This is a genomic window from Streptomyces sp. AA4, assembly GCF_000158875.1.
Lineage (GTDB): Bacteria > Actinomycetota > Actinomycetes > Mycobacteriales > Pseudonocardiaceae > Amycolatopsis.
Map to the genome: position 1 here is coordinate 6,657,073 of NZ_GG657746.1, position 12,931 is coordinate 6,670,003.

At 68.1% G+C, this 12,931-nt stretch carries 10 protein-coding genes; 6 read left to right on the top strand and 4 right to left on the bottom strand.

The window, feature by feature from the left end; genetic code table 11:
• Window positions 1-100 precede the first annotated feature (100 nt).
• The 6 genes from SSMG_RS30155 (at window position 101) to SSMG_RS30180 (ending at window position 7,398) form a co-directional block, all read left to right on the top strand.
• Entirely contained in the window at window positions 101-1,900 is a 1,800-nt protein-coding gene (locus tag SSMG_RS30155; RefSeq protein ID WP_009082344.1) for a peptide ABC transporter substrate-binding protein, read from the top strand.
• Window positions 1,901-1,904: 4 nt separating this feature from the next.
• Window positions 1,905-2,864 carry an ABC transporter permease gene (locus SSMG_RS30160; protein ID WP_009082345.1) on the top strand — a complete coding sequence of 320 codons (960 nt, stop codon included), beginning with the start codon at window positions 1,905-1,907 and terminating at the stop codon, window positions 2,862-2,864.
• A gap of 14 nt (window positions 2,865-2,878) precedes the next feature.
• Window positions 2,879-3,691, top strand: a complete 813-nt coding sequence (locus tag SSMG_RS30165) for an ABC transporter permease (protein ID WP_286157076.1) — start codon at window positions 2,879-2,881, stop codon at window positions 3,689-3,691.
• Window positions 3,688-5,313 carry an ABC transporter ATP-binding protein gene (locus SSMG_RS30170; protein ID WP_009082349.1) on the top strand — a complete coding sequence of 542 codons (1,626 nt, stop codon included), beginning with the start codon at window positions 3,688-3,690 and terminating at the stop codon, window positions 5,311-5,313. Before SSMG_RS30165 ends, SSMG_RS30170 begins: the two co-directional genes overlap by 4 nt.
• Entirely contained in the window at window positions 5,310-6,227 is a 918-nt protein-coding gene (locus tag SSMG_RS30175; protein WP_009082351.1) for an ROK family protein, read from the top strand. The genes SSMG_RS30170 and SSMG_RS30175 overlap by 4 nt, the downstream gene beginning before the upstream one ends.
• A 226-nt stretch (window positions 6,228-6,453) precedes the next feature.
• On the top strand, window positions 6,454-7,398 hold the full coding sequence (locus SSMG_RS30180) for an MBL fold metallo-hydrolase (RefSeq protein WP_009082352.1): 945 nt from the start codon (window positions 6,454-6,456) through the stop codon (window positions 7,396-7,398).
• Window positions 7,399-7,677: 279 nt separating this feature from the next.
• Here the strand turns inward: SSMG_RS30180 and SSMG_RS30185 are convergent, their stop codons facing one another.
• The 4 genes from SSMG_RS30185 to SSMG_RS30200 form a co-directional block, all read right to left on the bottom strand.
• Window positions 7,678-8,079: an Lsr2 family protein gene (locus SSMG_RS30185; protein ID WP_009082354.1), complete on the bottom strand. Its 402-nt coding sequence runs from the start codon at window positions 8,077-8,079 to the stop codon at window positions 7,678-7,680.
• Window positions 8,080-8,438: 359 nt separating this feature from the next.
• On the bottom strand, window positions 8,439-10,064 hold the full coding sequence (locus SSMG_RS30190; protein WP_009082356.1) for a phospholipase C: 1,626 nt from the start codon (window positions 10,062-10,064) through the stop codon (window positions 8,439-8,441).
• A gap of 44 nt (window positions 10,065-10,108) precedes the next feature.
• The gene (locus tag SSMG_RS30195; protein ID WP_009082358.1) at window positions 10,109-11,308 is read right to left on the bottom strand and encodes a Dyp-type peroxidase; all 1,200 of its coding nucleotides are present in this window, start codon (window positions 11,306-11,308) and stop codon (window positions 10,109-10,111) included.
• Window positions 11,305-12,273, bottom strand: coding sequence for an EfeM/EfeO family lipoprotein (locus SSMG_RS30200; protein ID WP_234392772.1), 969 nt, complete (start codon window positions 12,271-12,273; stop codon window positions 11,305-11,307). Before SSMG_RS30200 ends, SSMG_RS30195 begins: the two co-directional genes overlap by 4 nt.
• Window positions 12,274-12,931 lie beyond the last annotated feature (658 nt).

The window sequence follows — 12,931 nt, forward strand, 5'->3', positions numbered from 1 at the left end:
TCTTGGCAATTCCCGTCTCGCATGCGAGATTACCCGACAGCCAGGACACCGCATAGCACCTGGCACTGGTCTTTCATCAGAGTTGTTGGAAGTGATGCGAATGGCTCGACGCCCGTGGCGCGCCGCGCTCGGGGTCACGCTCGCCGCCGCGCTGGCGCTGTCCGGCTGCGCGGCGAGCCGGGAACCGCACGGCGGCGGTTCCGGCACTCCGAAACCCGGCGGGACCGTGCGGTTCGCGATGCCCCCGTCGGCGACGCCGAACTGGATCATGCCGTTTTCGATCCCCGGTTACGGCGGGTCGTACAACGGCATGATCCGGTCCACCATGTACGTCCCCCTGTACAGCTACGACGCCAGTTCCGGCTCGGTCACGCTCGACGACGCCGCGAGTGCCGCCGACGTGCCGCGCTACTCCCCCGACGGCAAGACCGTGACGATCACGCTCAAGCCGCTGACCTGGTCCACCGGCGAGCGGCTGACCAGCCGGGACGTCGAGTTCTGGCTCAACCTCGCCCGGGCGGGCAAGGACAACTGGGGCAAGTACTCGAAGGGCCTGATCCCGGACAGCATCACCGGTTTCCACGCCGTGGACGACCGCACGTTCACGTTCACCCTGGACAAGGCCTACAACCCGGACTGGTTCACCGCCAACCAGCTCAGCCTGATCGTCCCGATGCCGCACGCGTGGGACCGCACGAGCGCCGCGGGTCCGGTCGGCGATCACGACCGCACCCCCGATGGCGCGAAGAAGGTCTTCGATTTCCTGGTGAGCCAAGCGAAACAGCTCGGCGCCTACGGAACGAATCCACTGTGGAAAGTCGTGAACGGCCCGTTCACGCTGGCCGGGTTCACCACGTCCGGCGAGGTGACGCTGCGGAAGAACCCGAAGTACACCGGACCGGACCCGGCGAAGATCGACAGCGTCCGGTTCCTGACCTTCACGAGTTCGTCGGCGGAGTACAACGTGCTGCGCGCCGGCGGCGTCGACTACGGCTACCTGCCGACGTCGAACCTCGGCCAGCGCTCGAAGCTGGAGCAGCAGGGCTACCGGATCGAACCGTGGAACGGCTGGTCCATCACGTATTCGCCGTACAACTTCAACAATCCGAAGCTGGGCAAGGTGTTCTCCCAGCTGTACGTGCGACAGGCGATCCAGCACGCGGTCGACCAGGACGCGATCACCTCGGTGATCTGGCGCGGTGCCGCGCGCGTCGGCTACGGCCCGGTTCCGCAGGACAACGACACGAAGTACTTGTCTCCTCAGCAAAAGACCAATCCGTACCCGTTCGACCTGAACAAGTCGAAGCAGCTGTTCGCCGACCACGGCTGGAAACCCGGCTCCGACGGGATCCTCCAGTGCGCGGACCCGGCGAAATGCGGCGAGGGCATCGCCCAAGGCACCCGCCTGTCGTTGACCATGCTGACCGAATCCGGTTCCGACGAAACCGACGGCACCATGCAGGAACTGCGCTCGGAGCTGTCGAAGGCCGGCATCGAGATGAAGATCAACGCGCAGCCGCTGAACACCGTGCTGGCCAACGGAACCACGTGCAAACCGGAGGAGCCGTCGTGCAGCTGGCAGCTGTCCTACTTCGGCACTCAGGGCAGCTGGTACTTCTCCGCGAACCCGAGCGGCGAGGAACTGTTCGCGACCGGTGCGGGCACGAACTTCGGCGGCTACACCGATCCGAAGGCGGACAAGCTGATCGCGGCCACCAACCTGGCGTCGGACAACGCGGCGATGCTCGAGTACAGCGCTTATCTGGCCGAGCAGCTTCCGGTGCTGTGGCTGCCGAACCCGCCGTACCAGGTGTCGGCGATCGACACCGCGCTGCACGGCGTTTCCCAGGACCCGATGGCCGGGCAGCTGCTGCCGCAACGCTGGTTCTGGACGAGGTGAGGACATGACGCGCTACATCCTCCGCCGGCTCGCGCTGGCCGTGGTGGTCGTGCTGCTGGTCACCGTGGTGACGTTCGTGCTGCTGCATTTGCTGCCCGGCGGCCCGGCTCGCGGCGTGCTCGGGGTGAAAGCCACCGAGGCGCAGATCGCCGCGTTCAACCACGCGCAAGGCTTCGACCAGCCGCTTCCGGTGCAGTACTGGGACTACCTGCTGCGCTTGCTGCAAGGCGACCTCGGTGAGTCGTACACGCAGAACTCGCCGGTGAGCACCCTGCTGGCCGAGCGGATGCCGAAAACCCTGCTGCTCACCGTGTTGTCGACCGCGCTCGCGATCCTCGTCGCGCTGCCGCTCGGCGTGTGGCAAGCGGTTCGTCGCGGCCGAACCGCGGACGTGCTCACCACGGCGATCACCTTCGTGCTCTACGCGACGCCGGTGTTCTTCCTGTCGCTCGTGCTGATCGTCCTGTTCGCGCAGGTCCTGCCGTGGTTCCCGGCGCAAGCCGCACAGGGCGAAACGATCGGCGAACTGCTGTCCCAACCAGGTGCGCTGGTCCTGCCGGTGCTCGCCGGGACCGGGGCCGCGCTCGCCGCGTTCAGCCGGTACATGCGGGCGTCCACTCTGGACAGCCTGTCCGAGGACTTCGTGCGCACCGCGCGGGCCAAGGGAACCCCGGAGCGCACGATCATCTGGCGGCACGTCTGGCCGAACTCGCTGACCTCGGTGGTCTCGATGCTCGGCTACTACGTGCCGGTGGTGTTCGGCGGTTCGCTGGTCGTCGAATCGATGTTCAACTACCCCGGCATCGGCCTGCTGTTCTGGACCGCGACCCGCACCGCCGATTTCCCGGTGCTGCTGGGCGTCGTGCTCGTGATCGCCGTGGCGACCGTGCTCGGCTCCCTGCTCGCGGACCTGGTCCAGCTGGCGATCGACCCGCGGGTCCGGGTGAAGGGAGCGCGGTCGTGACTGTCCTTTCGCGGCTGTTTGCCCGCAAATCCGCCGTCGCGGGCGCGATCGTGCTGGTGCTCGTCGTAGCGTTCTGTTTCCTCGGGCCGGTGTTCTACGGCACCGACCAATCGCACACCGACCTCGCCTCGGCCCGGCTCGGACCCGGCGCGGGGCATCCGCTCGGCACCGACGACCTCGGCTACGACGTGCTGGGCCGGCTGATGGTCGCCGGCCGGACGTCGCTGATCATCGGCGTGCTCGCCGGGCTCATCGCGACCGCGATCGGCGCGGTGTGGGGCGCGGTCGCCGGGTACACCGGCGGCTGGCTGGACACCGTGCTGATGCGGATCGTCGACACCGGCGTCGCGATCCCCGCGTTGTTCCTGCTGCTGGTGGCGGCGACGCTGGTGACCCCGAGCGTCGGCGTGCTGGCGCTGCTGATCGGCGCGGTTTCGTGGCTGGTGCCCGCGCGGCTGATGCGCGCGGAAACGGTGAGCCTGCGGGAACGCGATTACATCCGCGCGATCACCGTGCTCGGCGCGAGCCGTACGCGCGTGGTGTTCCGGCACCTCATCCCGAACGCGATCGGCACCGTGGTGGTGAACGCGACGTTCCAGATCGCCGACGCGATCCTGCTCGTGGCGTACGTCAGCTTCCTCGGCCTCGGCGTTCCCGCGCCCGACACCGACTGGGGCGCGATGCTGTCTAAAGGAATTACCTACACCTTCGACGGCGCGTGGTGGCTGATCCTGCCGCCGGGCATCGCGATCGTCCTGGTGGTGTGCGCGATCAACTTCCTCGGCGACGGGCTGCGCGACGCGTTCGCGGTGAAGGGGCGACGATGAGCGAAGCAGTGCTGGACATCCGTGACCTGCGGGTGTCCTATGCGGACGGTGCGACGGCGGTCGACGGGCTGAGCCTGTCGGTCGCGCCCGGCGAGATCGTGGCGGTGGTCGGCGAGTCCGGCTCCGGCAAGAGCACGGCCGCGCTCGCGGTGCTCGGGCTGCTGCCGGGCTCCGCGCGCGTCACCGGCTCGATCGACCTGGCCGGGCAGAACGTGCTCGACCTCCGGGGCGAGGACCTGCGGAAACTGCGCGGGCCCGCCGCCGGGATGGTGTTCCAGGAGCCGATGACCGCGCTGAACCCGTTGCGGACCATCGGTTTCCAGCTCGCCGAGGCGATCCGCAACCACGACCCGGCGCGGCTGCGGCACCGCCGTTACCACGACCGGTGCGCCGAACTGCTCGACCGCGTCGGCGTTCCCGAACCGGCCGCGCGGTTGAAGCAGTACCCGCACGAGCTGTCCGGCGGTCTGCGGCAACGCGTGATGATCGCGATCGCGCTCGCCGCCGGGCCCAAGCTGATCATCGCGGACGAGCCGACCACCGCGCTCGACGTCACGGTGCAGCAGCAGATTCTCGACCTGCTGCGCGACATCCGCGAGCACGAAGGCACCGCGACGCTGCTGATCACGCACAACATGGGCGTGGTCGCCGATGTCGCGGACCGCGTCGCGGTGCTGCGGAACGGCAAGCTCGTCGAAGAAGCTCCGGCGGCGGAACTGTTCGAGGCGCCGAAAGCGGATTACACGCGGGAACTGCTGGCCGCGGTTCCGCAACTGGGCTCGTTCTCGCACGAACCGGCGGCCCACGATTCCCGGAAGCCGGTGCTGGCGCTGTCGAATGTGGTGGTCGAGTACGGCGGACGGCAGGTGGTAAACGACGTTTCCCTGTCCGTCTCACCCGGTGAGATCGTCGGGCTGGTCGGCGAATCCGGCTCCGGGAAAACGACGCTCGGGAACTGCGCGCTGGGCCTGGTCACGCCGAAATCCGGCAGCGTCGAAGTGCTCGGCGGACCGCTGCCGAAAGGCACTGGCCGCTCCGCGCGGGCGGTCCGGCGGCAGATCGGCGCGGTGTTCCAGGACCCGGCGTCGTCGCTCGACCCGCGGATGACGGTCGCGCAGACCGTCGCCGAACCGCTGGTGGTCCACACCTCGGCCGGCCGCGGCGAGCGCCAGCGACGGGTGCGGGAACTCGTCGACGCGGTCGAGCTGCCGGAAAGCGTGCTGGGCCGGTACGGACACGAGCTGTCCGGCGGGCAACGGCAGCGCGTGAGCCTCGCCCGCGCTCTCGTGCTGGGCCCGAAGCTGCTGATCGCGGATGAACCGACGAGCGCGCTTGACGTATCCGTGCAGGCAGCGGTGTTGGAAGTGTTCCGGCGGCTGCACCGCGAGTTCGGCTTCGGCTGCCTGTTCGTGAGCCACGACCTCGCGGTCGTCGACAGCCTGTGCGACCGGGTGGCGGTGCTGCGCGCGGGCGAACTGGTGGAGGAAGGCCCGGCGGAAACGGTGCTGCGCACTCCGGAACACCCGTACACGCAGGCGTTGCTCCTGTCCTCGCCAGTGCCGGATCCGCAGTTGCAGCGGAGCCGGCGCGAGGCGCTGGCCGGCGCGGACCCCGCGGCGTGACGGGGTTGCGGGCCGGAGTCGACATCGGCGGGACGAAAACCCTGGTGGTGGTGTGCGACGAGGAAGGAAGGGAACTGGGCTCGACGTCCGCGCCGTCCGAAGCGCACCGGGGCGGCGCGGCGATCCTCGACCGCGCGGCGGAGCTGGTCAGCTCGCTGGTGCCGGACCACGCGGCGCTCGCCGGGGTCGGCGTCGGCGCGGCGGGCGTCGTTGACCCGGTGACCGGAACAGTGCTGGTCACCGGGGATTCGTTCACCGGATGGGCGGGCACGCCGGTCAACACCGAGCTGTCCGCACGGCTCGGCGGAGTGCCGGTGCGCACGGTCAACGACGTCGACGGATTCCTGCTCGGCGAACTGCTGCCGGGCGAGCGGAACGTGCTCGGCGTCGCGGTCGGCACCGGGGTCGGCGGGGCGTTGTTCGTCGACGGACGGCTGCTGTACGGCGGCGCGACCGGGGCCGGCGAGATCGGACACGTCGGCCGCTACGGGGAGGAACGCTGCACTTGCGGGCAGATCGGACACCTTGAAGCGTACGCGGCCGGGCGGGCTCTGTCCCGCCGTTATGCCGAAGCGACCGGGCGAACCCTCGCCGCGGAAGCGGTCGCGGAGGAAGCGCGCGCTGGTGATCAAGCTGCTCAGGCGGTGTTTACCGACGCGGGCCGGTTCCTCGGCCAGGCGGTCGCGCACGCGGCCGGGCTGCTCGGCCTCGCGACCTGCGTACTCGGCGGTTCCGTGGTGAAGTCGTGGGCCTTGCTGGAGAAACCGCTGCGGGAAGCGCTGGAAGAACGGCCGCTGCTGTCCGGGAAACCGGTGTCGATCCGGCTCTCCCGGCACGGGGCGAAATCCGTGGCGCTCGGCGCGGCCAGTCTCACTGCCGGTATTCAGCGGCTACCGGACGTGAGCAACCCCTAAACCAGTCCTCTGTGGACCATCGAGAAAACCGTGGCCTCGGGGTATACGCTGTCGGGCACCGACGGAGCCGGGGGCAACGATGCGCGCGAAGCTGGACGGAACGGGACGGGCGAGAACCGCGGCGGACCACGCGCGTGAGCGTGGTCTCCACCCCGCTGACAGCAGATGACTTGGTCTATACCATTCCGGTGATCATTTCCCGTCCGGTGGCCAACGAGGGGATCCCATGCCCGTCATCAGGCGCAATATCGTCCCGCTCCGGTATTCCGACCCGAGCGTCGTCGCCTACGTGCGCAGCCCGAGCGACTGGATGGTGTCCAACTGCGGCTGGATCCGGGGCCGGGAAGGCGTTCTGCTCGTCGACACCTGCGGCACCGAACGCGACACGCTCGACCTGGTCAGCGACGTCCGCAAGTACTCGACCGTCGAAATGCCGCTCACGCTCGTGCTGACCCACGCGCACGGCACCCACCACAACGGGGCCGGGGTCGCGCTGCGCAACGGCGGCCGGATCCTGGCCGCGCCCACCGCGGTGCCGATCATCCGGTCCGGACCGCAGTGCGACGAGGAGATCTTCGCCTGCGCGAACTGGGGCAAGCTCGAGGCGCCGCGGCCCGAGGCGGTCCACGCGGTGATCGAACCGGTCGAGGTCGACCTCGGCGGCGTGGTCGTGGAGGTCGTCCCATTTCCCGGGACGGCGCACACCGACGGCGACCTCGTGCTGTTCGAACCGCGCACCGGGACGCTCTTCACCGGCGACCTGCTGTCGGTCGGGTCCACGCCGTTCGCCGTGCACGGTTCGATCCCGGGCTGGCTGACCGCGCTGGACTGGCTCGACAAAATGTTCCCGGACGTCCGCACCTTCGTGCCCGGACACGGCGGGCTCAGCCATCCGGGCAGTTTCCCGGTCGCGGTGCTCCGCACTTATCTGCACTGGCTGCTCGACGCGACCGCGGGCGCGGGCACGCCGGACTTCGCCGAACTCGCCACGATCGCCCGCCGCCGCTGGCCCACGTGGACAGTCCCGGAACGGCACATCGGGAATCTGCTGCGCGCGCACGCCGACCAGCACGGGGAACAACTCCCGTCCGCCGAAGCGATGCGCGCGATCCGCGAAGCCGCCGGCGGCAAGATCGACTTGGACACGCTGCTCGGACTCGGCAAGTCCTAACGCCGGGAAATCGATTCCCCGGCCGCCTTTCCGGTTCCGCGAGTACGTGAGGGGAACCCTGAGGGACTCTGATTCCGTCAGGGTTCCCCTCACGTACGGCAAACCCGCGCGCCCGCCGCCCACGTCGGTCCTGGCATTGTCGCAGCGGTATCGCGTCGAAGGCCGGGGGAACCGCGATTTCCCCCTGGCAGGCAGAAGGGCGCCGCCGGGAATCCCGGCGGCGCCCTCACCGCTGATCACTCGCCGCGGCCCCGCGGCACAGCTGCTGAAATAGAACGCTCAGGCGCTGGCCTTCTTGCGCGTCGCGCGCTTGCGGGCCGGCTTGGCCGGAGCCTCGGTGTCGCGCTCCTCGTAGGCCTTCACGATCTCGGCCGGGAGCCGGCCGCGGTCGGAAACGGTGAAACCGTTGGCTTCGGCCCACTCGCGCATCGCCTTGTTGCGCTCGCGGTCCGCGGCGGTCGAAGCCGGCCGCGGCGACTGCCCGGCGGCCATCCGGACCTTGCGGCCGCCGACCCGGCGCGAGGCGGCGACGTAGCGGGCCAGCTCTTCCCGCAGTGCGGCAGCGTTCTCTTCGGACAGATCGATCTCGTAGCTCACGCCGTCGAGACTGAACGGGACGGTCTGCTCGGCGATGCTGCCGTCGATGTCGTCCACCATCTCGACATGGACTTTTTGCGCCATGATTCGCGTTCCTTCACCTTCTACAGGATGTGCCTGCGATTACCCTATCGTGTCGAGTGACGGACCGCGCAGCGCGACTCCATTCCTGTCCGGCCGGCCGTGCTTTCCCGTCCGGTTCCCGAACACCTTCAGTGCCCAATCCGCGACTGCCCGCACAGTTCCTCCCGGTCCGCCCGCTAAGCGAACGCCCCGCGCCCGGCTAATGCGAGCGAGTTTCGCCGGACTGGAAAATTTCCAGTCCGGGCTGCGGTATTCGCACGCGGTTTCCCGGTCAGCGGACTGGCCGCGCGGGCCCGGAAACGGCCGAAGGCCGCCGGGTCGAAACCCGGCGGCCTTCGGTGTCTGGAGAGAAACGCGAGCTAGCCGCGCCCGGTCGGCGCACCCGTCTTCGGGTCGAGCGGGAGCTTGCCCGCCTGCGGCCACCAGAAGTTGAACATGTTCCAGAGTCCGCCCGCGCGAGTGTCGAACGAGCCGTTCCCGACCCGGCCGGAGAACCAGTTGTCCTCGATGAACTTCAGCACCGAGGTCTGGTCGGTCCGGGTGTGGTCGACGTAGTTCACCTTGCTGTAGGGCGAGATGACCAGCAGCGGCAGCCGCGGGCCGTAGCCGCAGCGGTCGGCGTGCCCGCCGAGCCCGGCCGGCTTGCCGGTGCAGACGGCCTGGTCCTGCGAAGCGTCCTGAGAACCGTTGACGATCTTCGAGTTCTCGTGGTCGTACCAGCCGTCGGAGTCGTCGTAGGCGAGCACGATCGCGGTCGAACGCCACTCCGGCGACTGCTGGATCTTGTTGATCTCGTCGACGACGAAATGCTGTTCGTCGAGCGGGTCGGAATAGCCCGCGTGCCCGTCCTGGTACTCCGGCGCCTTCAGGAAGCTGACCGCGGGCATCGAACCGGCCTTGAGCGAGTCGTTGAAGTCGCTCATGTCGTACTGGTGGTTGGCCTGGTCGGTCTGCCCGATCGCCTGCACCGAGGACGGCGGCAGGTGGTGCGGGTTCGCAGTGGACTTGTAGTACTGGAACGGCTGGTGGTGCGGGCTGTAGTCCACGGAGGACTGATTGCCGATGTTCGCGTGCTTCTGCCCGCAGACCGCGTAGCCGTTCTGGGTGCCGGTCGGCTTGAAGCCGCCCTGGAACCAGCCCCACGTGACGTGCCGGTCGTTCAGCAGGTCGCCGATATTGCGGCCCTGCATCGCGCCGAGGTTGTCCTTCGAGGTGTGGTTCTTGCCCGAGCAGTCGTCCCACGCCGGGTCCGGGTCGTTGATCACGGTGCCGACGCCGTTCTCGTCCGGCGACGCGACGACGTAGGAGTCGCTCTTCGGCTCGTGCGTGACCGGGTCGACCGCCTGGATCCCGTGCGTCTGGCCGGAGATCAGGTTGATCGCGCCCGGGGTGGAGGGGCCGAAGACGGTGTTGAACGAGTTGTCGCTCAGCGAGTAGTGCTGCGCGTAGTTCCACATGCCGGTGACGGTGTTGCCGTCGTAGTAGTCCATCACCAGACCCGGCTCGCCGAACAGGACCGGCTGGCCGGTGCACTTGTCGGTCTCGGTCTTCTCGACGAACTTGTCCATCTTGCCGCCGTTGAACGCGGCCTGCTCGGCGCCGTAGCTGTGGTTCTGGTCGCAGGTGAGCGCCTGGTCCGGCCCGAGCCGCTTCGGGTTGTACGCGTTCGGGTTGTGGGTGAGCAGCTTCTCGTCGAGGCCGTTGACCTTCGGCGTGTTCTTCGCGGCCTGGAACGGGGTGCCGTTCTCGTTGGTGGCGTTCGGGTAGGTGCCGAAGTAGTGGTCGAACGAGATGTTCTCGCCGAAGATCACCACGACGTGCTTGATCGGGGTGAGGGTGGGCAGCCACGACGCCGGAAGCGGGTGCAGCGGCTGGGCCTGCGCGGACGACGCCGCGGACCCGGTGACGATCGCGAGCACGGCCGCCGAGACGAGCGCGCCCGCACCGAGCAGGCGACGGCGCCGCCTGCCGAATGCTGTGTCCACTGAGGATTCCTCCTGGTTTCGCGGGGTGGGGATGGGGGCGCGCCTCAGGCGAGGAGCGCCCGGCCGAAGTGGTCGCCGGGACCGGTGACGCCGGGCAGCGCGAAGAAGTAGCCGCCGCCGAACGGGGAGATGTAGTCGACGAGCGGTTCGTCGATCAGCCGCTTCTGCACGGTTTCGAACTGCCGCTCGAGATCCTGCTGGTAGCAGGTGAAAACGAGGCCCATGTCGAGGTTGCCGTTGGCGTCGACGCCGCGGTCGTAGTTGACCGCGCGGCGCAGGATCCGCTGTCCGTCGGTCTCCGGGGTGCGCGGGTTCGCCTTGCGGATGTGGCTGGTGAGCGGGATGACGGTGCCGATCGGATCGTCGGCGTAGCGGGGTTCGTCCTGTTCGGATGCCCCGTCCAGCGGCGCACCGGTGTCGCGGCGGCGGCCGAACATGTTCTCCTGCTCGGTGATCGAGACCCGGTCCCAGAATTCCACCAGCATCCGGATCAGCCGGATCACCTGGTAGCTGCCGCCGGTCGTCCACGCGGGCTCGCCCGCCCCGGACACCCACACCAGCCGGTCCATTTCGGACGCTCCCGGGTTGGCGGTGCCGTCCTTGAACCCCATCAGGTTGCGCGGCGTGCCGGACGGCCTCGACGGCGAACTGAAGCCGTTGATCTTCCAGCGCAACTGCATTCCGCCGCGGGTCGCGCGAGTCAGGTCGCGCAGCGCGTGCAACACGGTGTCGGTGTCGCTGGCGGACAACGTGAGCGACAGGTCGCCGTGGCACTGCGAGGCGTCGAGCGCGTCGTTGGGGAACATGGTCATCGGCTTGAGCTTCTTGGGCTTGCGGTCGGCCAGCCCGTAGCGTCCGTCGAAAAGGGACGATCCGACGCCGACAATCACACCGAGATCACTGTGCGGCACAACCGGACCGAGCACGCCGGAATCAGCGGGTGGCGCGGTAATGCCGAGCGAGGCCGGGGCACCGCCATTCGTAAGAAACCGCGCTCGGTCGGTGATCTCCTGGAACAGCTGGGTCAATTCGGCGCGATTCTCGGCGACCACGTCGAAGGACGCGATGATGCTTTGTGCCGGTGGCTGCCGGAGAATCGCCGCCTGCCGGGGCCCGTGAAACGGCACGGTGGCCGGTGACTCTTCGCTGGCGCTAGCCGTCACCCCAATCCCGGCCGCAGCGGTGATGCCCGCGCCGACAACGGTGCGACGCAGGAAGGACCGTCGAGAGGATTCCGTGGTCACGAGATCCTCCTCGGCTCCGCGATAGCCGCGATCGGAGCGAGCAGCTCGGTCAATTCGCTGACGTCGGCATTGAGCTTCTGCCGCTGCACCGCGGACAGTTGGCTTACCGGCGTCCACGAGTTGTCCGGCTTCTTCGCACTGTCCAGGGCGGCTTTGGTGCGTTCCATCCACTTGTCCACCTTGGACAGTGCCGGATAACGCGGAGCGAGAACCGGACGCAGCACATCGAGAACCGCTTGCGTCCCATCGAGATTCGCCCGAGCCGTGGCGAGGTTGGTGCCGCTGCCGTAATCGGTGCGGGCGGTCAGTTCGAATTGCAGGGTGTTCTCCACGATCTCGTGCGCGCGCAAGCCAAGGTCGTTCGGATTGACCTGACTGTCCGCAAAGGACTTGCGGAGCTTCTGCACGTCGCTGTCCAGCTGATCGGCCACCGGGACCAGGGCGGCGAGATCTTCGTTGTGCCACAATCCGGATTCGATCCGATGGAACCCGGTGAAATCAGGGCTCTTGATACCGTCCGGCTTACCGTCCGCGGTCCCGTTGATGGCCTTGTCCGAGTCCCCGAACGCGTTGTAAGCCGCGCCAAGACGTTCGTAGTCCAGATGCGCGGCCAGCCAAGCCACCTGACTCGCCCCGCGATCGTTGCCGCGAATGGCGTCCTTCACCTTGCCCACGTCCGCGGCCAACTGGTCGAGCCCTTGCGTCACCTGCGCTTGATAGGACTTCAACGGCCCGAGCAGATCATTCTGCGTCACCGGTGCGACCCCCGGACCACGCTCGGCCCCGCCACTCACTGTGACAGCAGGCCCGACAATCGCCGACGAATCCTCCGGGAGACAACGGAATGCGTACGTCCCATTGCCAAGCGTCACCTGCAACGGCCGGGTAGTGCCACTGCCCAGCCCCTCGACCTCGCCGTAAACCACCCCGGTCGCCGGATCGATCAGATCGACCTCGGAAGTCACGGATCCGGTGTTGTGCAGGTGAAAAGTCTGCACCCCCGGCCGAGGATCCGCCCAGCCCTGCCCGCAAGCCGACCGGGAAATCTGGATCTCCGGATCCTGCGCCGAAGCCCCGTCGGGCCACACCGCGAACGCGACACCCCCCGCCACGACCGCAATCGCGACCCCGCCGCCAATCCAGCGGGCACGCCCAACCCCCGGCACTCTTTTCCTCCTGCTTGCACACGTTCGGACTACCCGGAACGGAATTATGCGTGCGGAAAGTGAAGAAACCCTGGTCGAGAACGTCACCTACCCGGGAATTCACCAGGACTTCAACCAGCCAACGGAAGAAAAGGGATATAGCCACCAAAGCACTCAGCGACCCCAGCCCGTTTCGCCGCATATGTGACTTCGCGGACCCCCGGAGTCCATGAGGGCCACCTTCACGTACTCAGAGTCCCTCAGGGTTCCCCTCACGACCCGCCCGCCACCACCCCGGGATGCGCCCCAATGTGGCATTGGGTGCGTCAGACGCACCCAATGTGGCGTTCGTTGCATCGCATGCACCCAATGCCACATTGGGGCGCAAGCCCCACCTCTAAAACCGCCGCCGATGCACCCAACGACCGGGGGCACCCACCCCTCCCCCAACCCCGATACGAAGCCTCCCTGCGGGCGG

Bases quoted from the DNA above. Each gene is read 5' to 3' on its own strand.
- SSMG_RS30170 (WP_009082349.1), top strand. From the start codon at position 3,688: ATGAGCGAAGCAGTGCTGGACATCCGTGACCTGCGGGTGTCCTATGCG.
- SSMG_RS30160 (WP_009082345.1), top strand. From the start codon at position 1,905: ATGACGCGCTACATCCTCCGCCGGCTCGCGCTGGCCGTGGTGGTCGTG.
- SSMG_RS30155 (WP_009082344.1), top strand. From the start codon at position 101: ATGGCTCGACGCCCGTGGCGCGCCGCGCTCGGGGTCACGCTCGCCGCC.
- SSMG_RS30180 (WP_009082352.1), top strand. From the start codon at position 6,454: ATGCCCGTCATCAGGCGCAATATCGTCCCGCTCCGGTATTCCGACCCG.
- SSMG_RS30185 (WP_009082354.1), bottom strand. From the start codon at position 8,079: ATGGCGCAAAAAGTCCATGTCGAGATGGTGGACGACATCGACGGCAGC.